Annotated in this window: 16 protein-coding genes; 14 read left to right on the top strand and 2 right to left on the bottom strand. The window is 66.4% G+C overall.

Annotated features, from left to right (window positions below):
* From JS533_RS04225 to JS533_RS04205, 5 genes are all read left to right on the top strand, one after another.
* A partial coding sequence (locus JS533_RS04225) for a glycoside hydrolase family protein (RefSeq protein ID WP_241513267.1) occupies nt 1–499 on the top strand: 499 nt, incomplete at its 5' end.
* A gap of 87 nt (nt 500–586) precedes the next feature.
* Nucleotides 587–1,816 carry an iron-containing alcohol dehydrogenase gene (locus JS533_RS04220; protein ID WP_241513266.1) on the top strand — a complete coding sequence of 410 codons (1,230 nt, stop codon included), beginning with the start codon at nt 587–589 and terminating at the stop codon, nt 1,814–1,816.
* Nucleotides 1,817–1,852: 36 nt separating this feature from the next.
* Nucleotides 1,853–2,794 carry a GNAT family N-acetyltransferase gene (locus tag JS533_RS04215; protein WP_241513265.1) on the top strand — a complete coding sequence of 314 codons (942 nt, stop codon included), beginning with the start codon at nt 1,853–1,855 and terminating at the stop codon, nt 2,792–2,794.
* Nucleotides 2,795–2,931: 137 nt separating this feature from the next.
* On the top strand, nt 2,932–3,696 hold the full coding sequence (locus JS533_RS04210; RefSeq protein WP_219059073.1) for an aspartate kinase: 765 nt from the start codon (nt 2,932–2,934) through the stop codon (nt 3,694–3,696).
* Nucleotides 3,697–3,846: 150 nt separating this feature from the next.
* Nucleotides 3,847–4,428, top strand: coding sequence for an ACT domain-containing protein (locus JS533_RS04205; RefSeq protein WP_241513264.1), 582 nt, complete (start codon nt 3,847–3,849; stop codon nt 4,426–4,428).
* Nucleotides 4,429–4,531: 103 nt separating this feature from the next.
* On the opposite strand, the gene asd is transcribed toward JS533_RS04205, so the two are convergent.
* A complete protein-coding gene (gene asd / locus JS533_RS04200; protein ID WP_241513263.1) occupies nt 4,532–5,626 on the bottom strand; it encodes an aspartate-semialdehyde dehydrogenase in 1,095 nt (364 codons plus the stop codon).
* 159 nt (nt 5,627–5,785) lie between these two features.
* Here asd and JS533_RS04195 point away from each other — a divergent pair, with 159 nt between their 5' ends.
* From JS533_RS04195 to JS533_RS04155, 9 genes are all read left to right on the top strand, one after another.
* Complete coding sequence (locus JS533_RS04195) at nt 5,786–6,433, top strand: DUF5701 family protein (protein ID WP_241513262.1); 648 nt, start codon at nt 5,786–5,788, stop codon at nt 6,431–6,433.
* A gap of 171 nt (nt 6,434–6,604) precedes the next feature.
* Nucleotides 6,605–7,627, top strand: coding sequence for a DUF4862 family protein (locus tag JS533_RS04190; RefSeq protein ID WP_241513261.1), 1,023 nt, complete (start codon nt 6,605–6,607; stop codon nt 7,625–7,627).
* Complete coding sequence (locus JS533_RS04185) at nt 7,624–8,628, top strand: ROK family protein (RefSeq protein ID WP_241513260.1); 1,005 nt, start codon at nt 7,624–7,626, stop codon at nt 8,626–8,628. The genes JS533_RS04190 and JS533_RS04185 overlap by 4 nt, the downstream gene beginning before the upstream one ends.
* A gap of 106 nt (nt 8,629–8,734) precedes the next feature.
* A complete protein-coding gene (locus JS533_RS04180) occupies nt 8,735–9,403 on the top strand; it encodes an N-acetylmannosamine-6-phosphate 2-epimerase (RefSeq protein ID WP_241513259.1) in 669 nt (222 codons plus the stop codon).
* 264 nt (nt 9,404–9,667) lie between these two features.
* Nucleotides 9,668–11,242, top strand: a complete 1,575-nt coding sequence (locus JS533_RS04175) for an ABC transporter substrate-binding protein (RefSeq protein WP_241513258.1) — start codon at nt 9,668–9,670, stop codon at nt 11,240–11,242.
* Between the two features lie 141 nt (nt 11,243–11,383).
* Nucleotides 11,384–12,340, top strand: coding sequence for an ABC transporter permease (locus JS533_RS04170; protein ID WP_152600630.1), 957 nt, complete (start codon nt 11,384–11,386; stop codon nt 12,338–12,340).
* Nucleotides 12,341–12,342: 2 nt separating this feature from the next.
* Nucleotides 12,343–14,418, top strand: a complete 2,076-nt coding sequence (locus JS533_RS04165) for a dipeptide/oligopeptide/nickel ABC transporter permease/ATP-binding protein (RefSeq protein ID WP_241513257.1) — start codon at nt 12,343–12,345, stop codon at nt 14,416–14,418.
* Nucleotides 14,415–15,260, top strand: a complete 846-nt coding sequence (locus JS533_RS04160) for an ABC transporter ATP-binding protein (RefSeq protein WP_033495661.1) — start codon at nt 14,415–14,417, stop codon at nt 15,258–15,260. Before JS533_RS04165 ends, JS533_RS04160 begins: the two co-directional genes overlap by 4 nt.
* Before the next feature lie 251 nt (nt 15,261–15,511).
* Nucleotides 15,512–16,474 carry a dihydrodipicolinate synthase family protein gene (locus JS533_RS04155; RefSeq protein ID WP_241513256.1) on the top strand — a complete coding sequence of 321 codons (963 nt, stop codon included), beginning with the start codon at nt 15,512–15,514 and terminating at the stop codon, nt 16,472–16,474.
* Between the two features lie 185 nt (nt 16,475–16,659).
* Here JS533_RS04155 and JS533_RS04150 read toward each other — a convergent pair whose 3' ends face one another.
* Nucleotides 16,660–17,514, bottom strand: coding sequence for a FadR/GntR family transcriptional regulator (locus tag JS533_RS04150; RefSeq protein WP_081892314.1), 855 nt, complete (start codon nt 17,512–17,514; stop codon nt 16,660–16,662).
* Between the last annotated feature and the right edge of the window lie 64 nt (nt 17,515–17,578).

Below are 17,578 nucleotides of genomic sequence, written 5' to 3'. Positions count from 1 at the left end.
GTCGGGATACGTGCGCATCTTCTCCGCCGTCGCCGCCATCAGCGACGATCCGGCCGAACCGGTCGAATGGGCGCGTCGGTTCGGTCGCGGCATCATCCGCAGCGGCGTTCCCGGCCGGCTCGCGCAGGACAACTACTGGCTGCTGTCCCAGTGCTGCGGCGGCGCCGCCGTGCTGGAGGCCTTCACCGCGCTGTGGCTGGAAACCGGCGAGGAACTGTGGTTCCGGGCCGCGAGCGCGCAGGCCGACGATCTGCTGGTGCGCTCCTACGCCGACAAGCTCGGCCGCCGCTGGTACACGGAATCGTATGCGCTGCGCGACGCCGGCCGGCTCAAGGCCGAGGTCGGCTATCAGGTCGGCGCCGCGGGCGTCGCGCTGAGCCTGCTGCACTTCCGGCAGGCCGAACGCAGCCACGACGACGGCGTGCGGTTCTCCACGCCGCGCCTGCCCGACGAGCCGTACGACAGGACCGACGGCACGTTCCGGTTCGCGGGCGTCTGACCGGTTCGCTTATTCATCCATCCGATATCCGCTCATCCACCCATCGATTCGTTTTCATTCGTTTTTTCATTCGCATAAGGAGCCCTCATGGCCAACATCACCAACGCAGTCAACACGTACACCACGCGCATCGCCGACCTTCCCGGCACGGAGGTCGTCTTCGGCGTCGGAGCGGAACGGCGGCTGCCCTATCTGCTCGAAAAGAACCATGTCACATCGCTGCTGTTCGTCTACAGCGGCACGTACGTGTACGATCTCGGCATTCGCGACGCGGTGCTCAACGCCGCCAAGGAACTGGGCATCAAGGTCATCGAGAACGGCGATGTGCAGGTCAACCCGCGTCTCGAACTCGTCCACCGGCTCATCGAGGAGGCCCGCGCCAACGACGTCGACTTCGTCATCGCGGCCGGCGGCGGCAGCGCCTTCGACACCGGCAAGGCCGTCGCCCTCGGCAAGAACTACGACGGCGACGTATGGGACTTCTACGCCGAACATCGCGGCCGCGAGCCCGAGCATCAGGTGCTGGGCGTCGGCACCATCTCCACGCTGCCGGGCACCAGCTCCGAGGTCTCGTTCGCGTCCGTGATCACCAAGGGCCATCTCAAGGGCGGCGCGTCCCCGATCGCCATCAAGCCGGCCTTCACGATCATCAACCCCGAGTATTCGCGCACCGTGCCGTACCGTTACCTCGCCGCGGCCACGGTGGACATGATCGTGCACAATCTCGAGAAATACTTCACCCCGAACGCGCCGCTCGCACTGGTCGACCAGCTCGAGGAGAACATCTTCCGCGCCGAATACGAGGCGGCCGAACGGTTCGCCGCCGATCCCGGCAGCCTGCAGGCGCGCGCCGACCTGCACTGGCTGTCCGCGTACGTCAACCCGCAGCTGCGTTCGCTGGACGCCACCGGACCGCAGTATACGATCCACGAGGGCGTGATCCACATCATCGAGCATTCGCTCAGCGGCGTGTTCGACATCGTCCACGGCGAAGGCAACGCGGCGGTGCTCATCGCCCTGGTGCGCTATGAGGCGAGCCGTCATCCCGAGAAGTTCGCCAAGCTGGCGGTGCGCGTGTTCGGCGCCGACCCCTACCTGCACACCGAGGAGGAGAACGCCCTGCTGCTGGCCGACAAGCTGGAGGAGCTGATCGTCGGCAAGCTGCACGTGCCGATCCGCCTGTCGGAACAGGGCGTGACCAGGGAAGGTCTGGACGAGGTGCTCGACCAGCTCGGCAATCTGAACGCCTATCCGATCGGCCACTACACCCAGCTGAGCCGCGACGACGTGAAGGCGCTGCTCGACAGCGCGTTCTGACGGTCCGGATGTCCGGTGAACGAAAGGAGTCCTCACATGACGGCATCCGCAACGCTACTCGACGAGTCTCAGCCCGTCGGTACGCAGTCGTCCGGCACGCAGCAGCCCGACGGCATCGTGATCCGCGAGGCGCTGCCCGACGAATATCCGGCGGTGGGCGACCTGCTGTACCGCGCGTATTCCAGCGTCATCGACGTGTCCGAACGATACGAGCGCGACATGCGCGACGTGGCCGGCCACGCCCGGGCCTGGCATATCTGGGTGGCCGAGGACGTGCGCGCGGGCAGGCTGGTCGGCGCGGTGCTGACCCCGCTTTCGGCATTCGGACCGGAGGACCAGCTCTGGCACTTCCACTCGGGCGAACGTATGTTCCGTCTGCTCGCGGTGGATCCGCAGGCGCGCCGGCGCGGACTGGGACATCGGCTCGTGGACTTCGCCGTGGAGCGGATCGGCGCGCTGGGATTCTCCGTGGTGGGTATCAATTCGGGGCTCAATCTCACGCAGGCGGTGCATCTGTACCTCAGGTACGGGTTCGTGCGCCATCCCGAACGGGAACGCATGCTCTACGGTCCCGGCCGCGTGCTCGAGTTCACGTACGACATTCCGCGGCATCTGGTCCGGCACGATCCGCAGGTCGACGCGTTCGAGGCCCGTCGCGGCGAGCCGGAGGTGCCGGACACCGTCGGGTCGATCCCCGCGTTCCTCGATCACGTCGGCCGGTTCATCGACGCGGACCGCATCGTCGCCGACCGATCGACGATCGACGCGTACGTACGCAAACTGTCGATCGACTTCGACGCCGACGACCAGCCGGTCGCGTTCGTCCGCATCGCCGACGGGGACGACGAGCGACGGACGCGCGACGCCGCGCAACGTTACGGCATACCGGTGTTCCGTTACGTCGGGGCCGGTCCGCTGGCCGGTCGCACCCTGCCGCACGAGACCGGCGTCGTGTTGCTGCAGGACCGACCGGCGTGACCGCTGGTCGTACGAGAGGGCCATCCGCTGTCCGTATGCTGGGTGCGCGGTCACGGGGGAGTGACCGGAATCCGTATAATCGTGCCGCTTACGTAGAATAAGCGGCAGCAAACCCACCAAAGAGAGAATGGACAGCAGTGGCTCTCATCGTGCAGAAGTTCGGCGGCTCGTCGGTCGCCGACACCGATTCGATCAAGCGCGTGGCCAAGCGCGTCGTCGAAACCAAGAAAAAAGGCAACAAGGTGGCCGTGGTGGTCTCCGCGATGGGCGACACCACCGACGACCTGATCGATCAGGCGATGAGCATCGACTCCAACCCGCCCGAGCGCGAAATGGACATGCTCATGACCGCGGGCGAGCGCATCTCCATGAGCCTGCTGGCCATGGCCATCCACGCGGAAGGCGACCGCGCCCATTCGTTCACCGGCCAACAGGCCGGCTTCTTCACCGACGCGCGCTACGGCGCGGCCCACATCAAGGCCGTGCGCCCCGACCGCGTCAAGAACGCGCTCTCCCTCGGCGACGTGGCCATCGTGGCGGGCTTCCAGGGCATCAACGCGAAGGGCGACGCGACCACGCTCGGCCGCGGCGGCTCCGACACGTCCGCCGTGGCGCTCGCCGTGGCGCTCGGCGCGGACATCTGCGAGATCTACACTGACGTGGACGGCATCTTCACCGCTGACCCGCGCATCGTGCCGACCGCTCGGCGCATTCCGGTGATCGGCTACGACGCGATCCTCGAAATGGCCAGCTGCGGCTCCAAGGTGCTCGCACTGCGCTGCGTCGAATACGCGCAGCGATTCAACATGCCGCTGCACGTGCGTTCGTCCTTCTCGCATCGGCCGGGCACGCTCGTCGTGCCGGACGGCGTCGACCCGCGCACGCTGCCGAACCTGGACTGATCGGTCCCGGACCGGACGGTCCAGGTCCGGGCGGCCCGGACTGATCGGGGACGGACCGGCCGGCGGCCGTCGGCACACGCAATCAATCGGACTTATCCAGACTTATCGAAATCAGACTCACCGAACGAGCAAACGAGTAAGGCAACCAACATGAGCGACAACAACAGCAACAACGACGAGACCAAGTCCATGGGCGACATCTTCCCCGACCTCGGCCCCGAGGCGCCGGTCATCTCCGGCATCGCGCACGACCGTTCCGAGGCGCTCGCCACCGTGCGCGGCGTGCCGAACGAGCCGGGCATGGCCGCCAAGGTCTTTACCGAACTGGCGTCCGCCGGCATCAACGTCGACATGATCGTGCAGGCCGGCGCGTCCGTCGGCACCGCGGACATCTCCTTCACCGTGCCGGAGTCGACCGTGCAGCAGGTGCAGGACGTGCTGCTCGACAAGCACGAGGAGCTCGGCTACAAGTCGTTCGACGTGAACACGAAGGTCGGCAAGGTGGCCGTGGTGGGCGTCGGCATGAAGACGCACTCCGGTCTCGCCGCCAAGTTCTTCACCGCGCTGAGCGAGGAGGGCATCAACGTGCTCATGATCTCGACGTCCGAGATCCGCATCGCCGCGCTCGTGCCGCTCGAGCAGCTCGACGCCGCGGTGCGCGCGCTGCACACCGCGTACGGCCTCGACGCCGACCAGATCGAAGCCGTCGTCTACGGCGGTACCGGTCGCTGATTCGGCGACCGCTGCCGGATAACACCGGATAACAAAAGGGGACTCCCATGGAGTCCCCTTTGCTGTAGCTGTGGCCGGAACCGGACGTTCCGGCCACAAACCCCTACTTCTTGGTGATGTAGCCGAGGGCCTTGAGCATCTCCGCGCATTCGAGCGCACCGCCAGCGGCGCCGCGCAGCGTGTTGTGGGCGAGGCCGACGAACTTCCAGTCGAAGATCGAATCCTCGCGCAGACGGCCGATGGAGACGCCCATGCCGCCCTCGTAGTCCACGTCGAGCTTGACCTGCGGGCGGTCGTCCTCGGTCAGGTACTGGATGAAGTGCTTCGGCGCGTGCGGCAGGCCGAGCTCGGCGGCGCGCGACGTGTAGTTGACGAGCCGGTCGATCAGCTCCTCCTTCGTGGCCTTCTTGCCGAAGTTGAGGAACACGGTCGCCGTGTGGCCGTTGAGCACGGGCACGCGGATGCACTGCGAGGTGATGCGCAGGGCGCCGTCGAACGGCACGATCTCGCCGAGCTCGGGGTCCACGTGGCCGAACACCTTAAGCGGTTCCTTCTCGCTCTTCGCCTCCTCGCCGGAGATGAACGGGATGATGTTGCCCACCATTTCCGGCCAGTCCTTGAACGTCTTGCCCGCGCCGGAGATCGCCTGGTACGTGCTCACGACGACCTCGCGCGGCTCGAACTCCTTCCACGCGGCCAGCGCCGGCGTGTACGCCTGGATCGAGCAGTTCGGCTTGACCGCGATGAAGCCGCGCGTCGTGCCCAGACGCTTGCGCTGGTGTTCGATCACCGCGAAATGCTCCGGGTTGATCTCCGGCACGACCATCGGCACGTCCGGCGTCCAGCGGTGCGCGCTGTTGTTCGAGACGACCGGCGTCTCGGTCTTCGCGTAGCGCTCCTCGATCGCGCGGATCTGGTCCTTCGGCATGTTCACGGCCGAGAACATGAAGTCCACGCCGGTCGCGACGGCTTCGGCGTCGTCGCCGTCGACCACGGTCATGTGCCGCGCGTACTCGGGCATCGGCGTCTCGATCTTCCAACGGTCGCCGACGGCCTCCTCGTACGTCTTGCCGGCCGAATGCGCGGACGCGGCGAGCGTGGTCACCTCGAACCACGGGTGATTCTCGAGCAGCGTGACGAAACGCTGGCCGACCATGCCGGTCGCGCCGAGAATGCCGACCTTGAGTTTTTCGGACATACCAACCCCTATGTTTGTGCGGATACTACGGACTGTGAGTTGCTGACCATCTTACGAACCGCAGGGGATTGCGGCATGCGCGCTCCCATATGCTGGCCGGCTGGTCGGGACGGGACGGACCGGGGCCGGACCGGCCGGGCCGCTGGTAGGCTGGGGGATATGTCGATTGCATCGGTAGAAGCGCAGAAGCAGCTGGATCGTTTGGTGGCGTTGGGGTACCCGGACGTGGCGGACATCTCCGCCGCCGCGTTCCGCGCGCTCGCCCGGCCTCTGATCGCCGCACTTGAGCAGTGCGATCCGGACTCGGCCGACCCGCAGTGCCGGCTTGGCGCGGACATTCTGCTGATCCCGACGCGCGAGCTGGTTTCGCCGGAGTCGCTGATCGCACGTACCAGCATCTACCGTATGGCCGGATTCACCACGATGCCGCCGCGCGACATCGCCAGCTTCCTGCCGCAGGACGGGTTCGAGCCGCCGGAGGGTCCGTTCTACCTCGTCGTCGAGCCGCACACCGGCACCTGCTACATCAACCGCGAGCCGGACGTGGCCCGCAAGCTCATCGATTCCGACGAACGCACGCCGCTCACGCTCGAGGAGGGTCTCGCGATCGCCACGCAGCATCCGGAATGGCTGCTCGAGAAGAACGGCTTCAACCTGCTCGGCTCGCGCAGCGCCGACGGCCGCGTGCCGAGCATCTGGATGAGCCAGAACGCGCCGCGGCTCGGCGCGGTGTGGCCGAACTCGCGGCATACGTGGCTCGGCAACGCCTACTGCATCTCCCGTCGCGGCATCAGTCTGTTCCGCTGATTTCGGCCGCGTAGGCGGCTTCCTGCGGGAGGTTGCCGATGAGATGGATCCCGGGAGACCGCGGATGCGACCGACGATTCAGACGCGCCTCTCCGAGAGATTAGACATCAGACGTCTGATGATAGTAGGATGGGTATGTCGAGGCACCAGCATTTCAAGGAGGAAACCGGCATGCCCCCATTCATCGTCGGCGCATATGCGTCGCTCCCTCAAGGGCGGGAAGCCCAAGAGGACTACTACAACCTGCTCGGCGGGCAACCGTGGATCGCCGGCACCGAGCTGCCCTTCCCCGGCAATCTCGCGGAATCGGTCGACCTCGCCTGGCTGGCCGGCGCGCTGCCCGTCCACTGGCACGGCAATACCGTCACCGTCATCCCCGGCACCATGCAGCACGTATGGAAGGACCCGGGCTTCGGTCTCGCCAGCCCGGACGAGAACGGGCGAAAGGCCGCGCTCGACTTCATGGCAACGGTGTGTCGTGCGCTTGCGGAATTCACGCACCGGCGCGGCGCCCAGGACGTGCGGTTCGTCGAGATCCATTCGGCGCCCACCGCCAAGGCCGATCACGACGCCATGGCCGCCTCGCTGGAGGAGATGTCGTGGTGGGACTGGTCCGGAGCCGACCTGGTGATCGAACACTGCGACCGATACATCGAAGGACAGAAACCGGAAAAGGGATTCCTGCCCATCGAGGACGAGATCGACCTGTGCCTCCAGGCCGGCGTCGGGCTGACCGTGAACTGGGGGCGCTCCGTGGTCGAGGGCCGCGACGCCGCCACCGCGGTCGACCATGTCGGCAAGGCCGCGCGGGCCGGCGTACTCAAGGGCCTCATGTTCTCCGGCGCCGGACCGGAGGAGACCCAATACGGCTACGGCTGGATCGACGGACACCTGCCCATGAGCCCGGACGAGCCGACGTCGCTGATGGACGCCGCCGCGATCGCGGACGCCGTGCGGGTTGCGCGCGAACAGGAATCGCCGCTCGACTATCTGGGTGCCAAGGTGTGCGTGCCCAAGGACGCGACGATCGAGGAGCGGCTCGGCTATCTGGCGCGCATCCACGACGCGGTCGCCGCGGCTGCCGGGGTCGCCGAAGCGGGCGGATTCGACGGAACGTCCGATGATGTCGGTGCGTCCGATATACCCGACGCGACCGGTGCGTCCGTCGCGTCCGACGGGACGGACGGCGTATGAGCGGGGGAGATCCGGCCGTCTATCTGTCGTTCGATATCGGCGGCACCAAGGTCGCCTCGGGATTCGTGACGCTGCCCGATCGTCCCGGCGGCACTCCTGTCGTGACCGGTCGTTGCGAGATCCCGACCGAGGCCGCGCGCGGCGGCGACGATCTCAGGGAACGTATCGTGGCGCTCGCCGTACGCCAGCTGGACCGTGCGGCGGACGAAGGCACGACGATCGCGGGCGTCGGCATCGCGGCCGCCGGCGTGCCGGACGGCGAGACCGGCGTGATCGTCTCCGCCACCGACATCCTGCCGGGATGGCGCGGCCAGCGCATCTACGACGCGTTCGCGCGAGTCACCGATCTGCCGGTACGCATGATCGGCGACGTCGGCGCGCACGGACTCGGCGAGGCGAGCTACGGCGCCGGCCGCGGCAGGGACGTGGTGCTGTCGATCGGCGTGGGCACGGGCATCGGCGGCGCGATCGTGACGCACGGCGCGCTGTTCACCGGCGCGCACGGCGTGGCCGGCCACGCCGGTCATGTGCCGAGCGCGCTGGGACGCGGCTTCCTGTGCTCGTGCGGCACCCGCGAGGGGCATGTCGAGCCGGTGGCGTCCGGCACGGGGCTGAGGGATCTGTACAACCGGCGTCGTGAGGAGGCGTATGAGGGGAGGCCCGTTGCCGATGGCGATGTGCCCGAGCCGGCCTTGAGCGGTGCGGATGTGGCCGTGCGGGCCGGGTTGGGGGAGCCGCTGGCCTGCGCGGTGCTCGCCGACAGCGCCCGCGCGCTCGGCGAGTGCATCGGCGGCATGGGCAATCTCATCGACCCGGACGTGATCGTGATCTCCGGATCGGTGGTCAAGGCCGGACCGATCTGGTGGGACGCGCTGCGCGCCGGATTCGCGGAGTCGGCGCTCGCGCTGGTCAGGCCCACCCCGCTCGTCGAGGGCGAACTCGGCGGCGACGCGCCTCTCATCGGCGCGGCCGCGGCCATCGACCGTCATGTGCGGTCGTGACGGCGATGGCGCCGAATTCACGGTAATCACAGGAGCCGCCCCCTCTGCCGGCATGGCCGCCGGCTCCCTTGACATGGGACCTAGGGGGCGAAAGGAGACAAAGAACATGAACCAGACAATCGAACGTATCAAGGGCGGGCTTGTGGTGAGCTGCCAGGCATATCCGGGCGAGCCGCTGCGCCATCCGGAGACGATGGCGCAGATGGCCATGGCGGCCGTCGAGGGCGGGGCCGTGGGCATCCGCTGCCAGGGATTGGCGGACATCGCCGCCATCAAAGGGCAGGTGAGCGTGCCGGTGATCGGCATCTGGAAGGACGGCGAGGAGGGCGTGTACATCACGCCGACCCTGCGCCACGCCCGGTGCTGCGCCGCGGCCGGCGCGGACATCGTCGCCATCGACGCGACCGGCCGGCCGCGTCCGGACGGGCTGACCTACGCGGACACCGTGCATGCGCTGCACGACGAGGGCGTGCTGGTGATGGCCGACTGCGGCAGTTTCGCCGACGCCGAACGCGCCGTCGAGGCCGGCACCGACATCATCTCCACCACGCTGTCCGGATACACCGGCGACCGCCCGAAAACCGACGGGCCTGACTTCGAACTGCTCGGCCAGATGATCGAGTCGTTCCCCGACGTGCCCGTGCTGTGCGAGGGACGCATCCATACACCCGAGCAGCTGCACCGGGTGATGTCGGCCGGCGCGTGGGCCGCCGTGGTGGGCACCGCGATCACGCATCCGACCAGCATCACGCGCTGGTTCGTGGCGCGGCTGTGAGGCGCGCCGCCGGGCGCAACACTCCCGAGTTGAAATCAGACATCAGACGTCTTATCATTGAGGAAGTTCGACGACGACGTTAAGGGCTCTCAGGACCCCCAACCGAGGGATCGGCATGGAGAGAGCCCATCTTCACCCACCATCATCAACCATCGGGAACATCCCCCAACCATCAGCATCAATCATCACCCATCTCACATCAGGAAAGGCACCGTCTCGCTTCGAACGATGGTCCTATATGCAACTCAACGACGAGGAGAACCAATGATCGGAAAGCACGGAAAGTTCAAGGTCGCCGTGGCGGCGACCGTCGCGGGCCTTATGCTGCTCGCCGGATGCGGCGGCAGCGGCAACAACACCGCAAGCCAAGGCTCGTCCGGAGGCACGGCGGTCGCCGACACCATCACGGCGCAGGTCGCGTACGCAACGCGCGACTTCTCGCCGTCCACCACCTCCAGCGCGCTCGCGATGGCCGGCAACTGGCACGTGACCGAACCGCTGTACGCGCTCAACTACACGGACTACTCCACGTTCGACGCGCTCGCATCCGGCGAGCCGGAGCAGGTGTCCGACACCGAATACGTGGTCACCCTGCGCGACGGGGCCAAGTTCTCCGACGGCACCGCGGTCACCGCCGACGACGTGGTCTCCTCCTACAAGCGCACCACCGCCGAAGGCAGCCTGTACATCTCCATGCTCGACTTCATCGACTCCGTCGAGGCCAAGTCCGACACCGAAGTGACCTTCAAGCTCACCCGCGCGTTCCCGATGTTCAAGCAGCGCCTCGCCCTCATCCAGATCGTCCCCTCCTCGATGAGCAACGAGGACCTCAAGGCCCAGCCGGTCGGCTCCGGTCCGTGGAAGTACACGGAGATCACCGACCAGCAGGTCAAGTTCGACAAGAACGACCAGTACAACGGCGACCACCCCGCCCAGACCGCGCACATGGTGTGGAACGTGTCCGTCGACGATACCGCCCGCGTCACCGCCATGCAGGCCGGCAAGGTGGACGTGATGGAAATGGTGCCCGCCAACGCCTTCAAGACCCTCGAATCCTCCGGATCCGAGTTGGAGACCGTCCAGGGCTTCAATCTGCCGTTCCTCATGTTCAACACCAAGCAGGCGCCGTTCGACAAGAAGGAGGTCCGTCAGGCCGTCTTCTACGCGATCGACGTCCAGAAGCTCATCGACAACCAGATGTCCGGCCAGGCCGCCGCGGCCACCAGCTTCCTGCCCGAAAACTTCTCGAACTACCACAAGGCCAGCAACGTCTACACCAAGAACGTGGACAAGGCCAAGGAGCTGCTCAAGGAGGCCGGCGTCACCGGTGAGCTCAAGTTCACCCTCTACACCACCGACCACTCCTGGATCACCCAGCTGGCCCCGCAGATCAAGAACGATCTGGCCGAGATCGGCATGAACGTGGACATCCAGTCGATGGCCTCCTCCGCCCTCTACCCGAACATCACCGACAAGGCCGACGCCGACTACTCGATGGTGCTCGCCCCCGGCGACCCGTCCGTGTTCGGCAACGACCCCGACCTGCTGATGAACTGGTGGTACGGCGACAACGCCTGGACCAAGACCCGCACCTTCTGGAACGGCTCCGACGGCTACACCAAGCTCCACGAGCTGATGGACCAGGCCTTGGCCGCCTCCACCGACGACGAGCGCCAGGACTACTGGAACCAGTGCTTCGACCTGCTCAGCGAAGAGGTCCCGCTCTACCCGCTGTTCCACCGCCAGACGACCACCGCCTTCAAGAAGGGCGTGTTCAAGAGCGTCGACGCGATCGGCTCGACCGGCATCAACCTCGTGAACGCCGAGCTGAACAAGTAACGCCGCTCCGGTAGCGCTCCGCAGCCAGACAAAGGCCCTCCCGTCCCGCGGGCCACATGAACGTCCGCGAGACGGGAGGGCCATGCCATTCCAGAGCCATCCTGAATCACCTGTCTTGAACCACCTGACAAGGGAGTCCCATTGAACAACCTGCTACGCCTTCTCGGCAGACGACTGATCGCCCTGCCGTTCATGGCATTCGGAGTGACCCTCCTGGTCTACTTCCTGATGTCCTTCTCCCAATACGACCCGGCCGTCGCCGCCCTCGGCGAAAACGCCACCCCGCAGGCGCTCGCCGCCTACCGGCACGAAATGGGCTTCGACCGCCCCTGGTGGGAGCAGTTCTTCTCCTACCTTGGCGGACTGCTGCGCGGCGACCTCGGCGTCTACGGCGTCAACAAGGACCCGGTGAGCGGCCGCATCGCCACCGCGTTCCCCATCACCCTCCAGCTGACCTTCATCGGCCTGCTCATCGCCATCGTCTTCGCCGTCATCTTCGGCGTGCTGGCCGCGCTCTACCGCGACACGTGGGTCGACCAGGCCATTCGCGTGGTCTCCATCATCGCCATCGCCACCCCGTCCTTCTGGCTCGGCGTGCTGCTCATCTACGTGCTGCAGATCAAAATGGCCTGGCTGCCCGGCGCCGGCGAACTGCCCGCCTTCACCCAGGACCCGGCCGGATACCTGGCCCGCATGGCCATGCCCAGCTTCGCGCTCGGCCTGCCCGTGGCCGGCTCGCTCACCCGCATCATCCGCACGTCCATGGTCGAGGAGCTCGACAAGGACTACGTGCGCACCGCCATCGGTGCCGGCGTGCCCAAGCGCGTGGTCGTGGCCCGCAACGTGTTCCGCAATGCCCTGATCACCCCGGTCACCATGCTCGGCATGAAGATCGGCTACCTCATGGGCGGCGCCATCGTCATCGAGGTCATCTTCGCCCTGCCCGGCATGGGCACCGCGATGTTCGACGGCATCAACAACAACCAGCCGACCCTCGTGCAGGGCGTGGCACTGGTCGTGGCACTGGCCTTCATGGTGGTCAACGTGATCGTCGACCTGCTCTATGTCCTCATCAACCCGCGAATCAGGACGGTGTGACGATGCTCGGAAGCAACAACGCAACCCGCGAATTCAACAAACCCAATACCAAAGTCAGGGTCAAGCGCTGGTCGAGCATGAGCATCGGCACGCGCATCTCCGTCATCGTCATCGCGGTACTCGCGCTGGCCGCGATCTTCGCGTCCGTCGTGACCCCGCACAACCCCACCGAAATCACCCTCAGCTATCAGGCGCCCACCGCCGACCACTGGTTCGGCACCGACAACCTCGGCCGCGACGTCTTCTCCCGCGTCATCTACGGCGCACGGTACTCGCTGGTCATCGGCCTGAGCTCCATCGCGTTCGCGCTCGTCGTAGGCTCCGTCATCGGTGCCGTGGCCGCGGTCTCGCGCACCTGGGTGTCCGAAATTATCATGCGACTGATCGACGTGGTCATGTCCGTGCCGACCATCGCGCTCGCCGCCGTGTTCGTCTCCATCCTCGGACAGTCGATGATCGGCATCATCATCTCCATCGGCGTGCTGTACGTGCCGCAGGTGGCCCGCATCGTGCGCGCGAACATCATCAGCGAATACGGCAAGGACTACGTGCGCGCGGTGATCGTCTCCGGCGCACGCGCGCCGTGGATCCTCTGCAAGCACGTCACGCGCAACATCGCCGCCCCCGTCATGGTGTTCACCACGCTGTCCGTGGCCGACGCGATCGTGTTCGAGGCGTCCCTGTCGTTCATTAACGCGGGCATCCCCGAACCGACCCCGACCTGGGGCAACATCCTGTCCTCCGCCAAGGCCGGCGTGCTCTACGGCTACTGGTGGCAGGCCATGTTCCCGGGCCTGGCGATCATGATCACCGTGCTGTGCCTGAACATCCTGTCCGAAGGCATCACCGACGCCATGGTGGCCGCCCCCACCGCCCCCATCCAGCAGAGCGAGGAGGGCAGGGAGCTCAGCCGCAAGGAGGACCGCCTGCTCGTGGACCCGGTGGCCGCCTACGCCGCCCAGAAGGAAAGCCTCGACAAGCGTCTCGCGCAGCTGCGCGAGGCCGAGCTCAAGCGCAAGGACCGCTTCATCCCGCTGTCCCAAGCCAAGCCGGTCATCGAAGTGCGCGACCTGTGCATCAAGTTCCCGCGCCACGGCGACGTGAACGTGGTCGACCACCTGTCCTTCGCCGTGCGCGCCGGACAGACCATGGGCCTGGTGGGCGAGTCCGGCTGCGGCAAGTCCATCACCTCGCTGGCCATCATGGGCCTGCTCGACCCGCGCGCCGAAATCAGCGGCGAAATCCTGTTCGACGGCAAGAACCTCGTGGGCATGAGCCCCAAGGAGCACAACGCCCTGCGCGGCCACGAGATCGCCATGATCTATCAGGACGCGCTCTCCAGCCTCAACCCGTCCATGCTCATCAAGGCACAGATGAAGCAGCTGACCAAGCGCGGCGGCACCCGCACCGCCGAGGAACTGCTCGAACTAGTGGGCCTCGACCCGAAGCGCACGCTGGAATCCTATCCGCACGAGCTGTCCGGCGGCCAGCGCCAGCGCGTGCTCATCGCCATGGCCCTGACCCGCGACCCGAAGCTCATCATCGCCGACGAACCGACCACCGCACTCGACGTGACCGTGCAGAAGCAGGTCATCGACCTGCTCAACGAGCTGCGCGAGAAGCTCGGCTTCGCGATGATCTTCGTCAGCCATGATCTGGCGCTCGTGGCCAAGGTCGCCCACTCGGTGACCGTCATGTACGCCGGCCAGGTCGTCGAACAGGCATCCACCAAGGAGATCCTCACCGATCCCCGCCACGAGTACACGCGCGGCCTGCTCGGCTCCGTCACCTCCATCGAGGCCGGACAGGGACGCCTCCATCAGGTGCCCGGCACCGTGCCCTCGCCGGCCGACTTCCCCAAGGGCGACCGGTTCGCGCCGCGCTCCTCGCACCCGGACCGCGGACTCGACGTCCACCCGGTCATGAAACGCGTGCCCGGCACCCAGCACATGGTGGCCTGTCTGCCGGACGACCCGGAGCCCGCGCCGGCGCCCGCATTCACCTACGACTGGTTCGCACCGACTCCGGAAGTGGCCGCCCGGGAGGCCGCGGAAGCCCTGAAGGGAGCACAGCGATGAGCAGCACAACCACCAGCAACGCCAACGGCAGCGCAACCCCGATCATCGAGCTGCGGGACGCCGAAGTCGTGTTCACCACGCGCGCAGGCACGCTGTTCCATCCCAAGAAGGTGACGGCGGTCAACAAGGTGAACCTCAAGCTCATGCCCGGACGCACGATCGGCATCGTGGGCGAGTCCGGCTGCGGCAAGTCCACTACGGCCAACGTGATGTGCGGCTTGCAGTCCGTCACCGGCGGCCACGTGTTCTTCAAGGGGCAGGACGTGACCAAGCGCACCGCCAAGGAGCGCATGGACATCGGCCGCGTAGTCTCCGTGGTCTTCCAGGACCCGGCCACCGCGCTCAACGCCCGCATGAGCGTGCAGGACCAGCTCATGGACCCGCTCGTGGTGCACAAGCTCGGCGATCCGGCGGCACGCCGCAAGCGCGCCTACGAACTCATCGACATGGTCGGCCTGCCGAAGTCCGCGCTCAACGCGCTGCCGGGGCAGCTGTCCGGCGGCCAGCGGCAGCGCGTGGCCATCGCCCGCGCGCTCTCGCTCAACCCGGACGCGATCATCGCCGACGAGCCGACCTCCGCGCTGGACGTGTCCGTGCGCGCGCAGATCCTCAACCTGCTGTCCGATCTGAAGAAGTCGCTCGGCCTGTCGATGGTGTTCATCAGTCACGATATCCAGACGGTCCGCTACGTCTCCGACGAGATCGTCGTGATGAACCACGGCACCATCGTCGAGCACGGCTTGGCCCGGGACGTGCTGAACAATCCGCAGGACGACTACACGAAACTGCTGTTGGGTGCGGCGCCGTCGCTGCTGCACCCGACGCCGGAGGAGTGCATCTGAGCGTCCGGGCGGCATCCGGACCCCGTCCGGGCATATGATTTCCGGTCACAGTAGCCACGCCGGCAGCCGAGCCGGCGGGATCATCGATGATTCCCGCCGACGCGGCCGCCGGCTGACCGGTCGACCCGACCGTCCCGGTCGACCCGGCAGGCCCGATCGCCTTCCCCTGTCCAATTCGCGACCCGCGAATCCATCCATCGTCCTTTCCCGACGAACCAGACCCACAGACACACAGACATAAGGAAACCATCATGAACACCACTTTCCGCGGCGTGATCCCCCCGGTCGTGACCCCATTGACCGCCGACCGTCAACTCGACCGCGCCAGCTTCAAGCGCTCCGTCGACCGTCTGATCGACTCGGGCGTGAACGGCCTGTTCTTCCTCGGCTCCTCCGGCGAGGTGGCCTTCAGCACCGACGCCCGCCGCTGCGAGATCATCGAAGCTGCCATCGAATACACCGCTGGACGCGTGCCGGTGCTGGTCGGCTGCATCGACACGGAAACCGAGCGCGTCATCGAACACGCCAAAGTGGCCGCCGAGCTCGGCGCCGACGCCATCGTGGCCACCGCGCCGTTCTATGCGCTCGGCGGACTGCCCGAGATTGAGAACCACTTCCGCCTCATCCACGAGGCCGTGGACCTGCCACTGTTCGCTTACGACATCCCTGTATGCGTGCACGTCAAGCTGCCGGGCGACCTGCTCATCCGCCTCGGCCTCGACGGCGTGCTCGCCGGCGTCAAGGACTCCTCCAACGACGACGTCTCCTTCCGCTTCCTGTGCGATGCCAACCGCAAGGCCGGCCATCCGCTGGTGCTGCTCACCGGCCAGGAAGTTGTGGTGGACGGCGCCTACATGGCCGGCGCCGACGGCAGCGTGCCGGGTCTGGGCAACGTGGAATGCACCGGCTACGTGCGCATGTGGCAGGCCTATGAGGCCGGCGACTGGGCCACCGTGCGCGCCGAGCAGGACAGGCTCGCCGCGTTGATGAACATCGTGAACGTCACCTCCGGCGTCTCCGGCTTCGGCGCCGGCGTGGGCGCGTTCAAGACCGCCATGGCTCTGCTCGGCGTGTTCGAAACCAACCAGATGCCCAATCCGGTGCGCGCGCTGACGGGTGCGAACGTGGAGGCCGTGGCCCGCGTGCTGCGCGAATGCGGCCTGGAGCCGGTGCGCACGGCCGAGGAGGTGAGCGCTTCTACCGTAATCGACTGAGTCTAAACCGCTGGCGCTGACCGGATTGACGGCTCGGCGGCCAGTATTCGTTTCTTTCCTTTCCTGTTCTCCTCCAATGCGAAGGCGGGGTCGGTTCCGGAATGTTCCCGGAACCGACCCCGCCTTTTTGATGCGTGTGGAATGCGTTGGACGAGGAATGAAAGCGGTGGAAGAGAGCAGGAGGATTACTCGTTACCGTCTTCGATACGCTGTCTGAGGATGGATTCGATGGGCTCGTAGTGGTCGACGACGGCCTGGCGATACGCGTCGATGTCGCCCGCCAGCGCGGCGTCGAGCATGCGGCGGTGGGCCGAGGCGGTGCGGTCGAGTTCGCTGGACACCGGCAGTCCGAGCTGGGGGAGCACCGCCATGTGGACGAGCCAGAGGGACCGGACCATCTGCTTGACGATGGTGTTGCCGATCGAGTCGAGAATGCCCATGTGGAAGTCGATATCCAGCGCGAGGAAGGTTTTGCCGTCCTTCGCGGTGGCGGTCATGGAGTCGGCGAGCTTCATGAGATGGGGCTGCTCGCTGTTCGCCAGGGAGGCTACCACCTCGTCGGCGCAGCCGAGGTCCAGGAACCGGCGCAGCTGGACCACGTCCTGCAGGTCGGCGAAGTTCTTGCCCACGGACACCATCGACCGGAAGGCGAGTGTCTCCACCATCGGGTCCAGGGACAGTGACCCGACGAATGTGCCCTTGCCGTGCTCCACCTTGACGATGTTCAGCGCCTCGAGCTTGCGCACGGCCTCGCGCACCGAGGATCGGGAGGCGCCGATCGTGTCGCACAACTGCGCTTCGGTCGGCAGCACGTCGCCGGGCTGCAGATGCTCGTGCAGGATATAGGATTTGATGGCGTCCATCGTCTCGTCGCAACGGCTGCGCGCGGAGACAGTAGGCGTGTGTTGCAGCGATAGACGGGCCAGCATCGCCAATTCCTGCTGGGTGTAGTCGTCTGGGATTTCATCGCCCGGTATCTGGACTCGGTTCCCGTTCTGGTTCGGCGTCTCAAGTGCGGCCGAACCGGATGGGTTGCTCATGATACGCTCCTTGTCTTGTTTGCCCTTGCGGGGTGCGACGTTGTCGTTGGTGTGTCGCATTCGG

Source organism: Bifidobacterium amazonense, from assembly GCF_018555435.2.
In the GTDB taxonomy this organism is placed as follows: Bacteria; Actinomycetota; Actinomycetes; order Actinomycetales; family Bifidobacteriaceae; genus Bifidobacterium; species Bifidobacterium amazonense.
The sequence above is the reverse complement of the archived record's forward strand: the minus strand, read 5'-3'. Positions and strand labels throughout refer to the sequence as shown.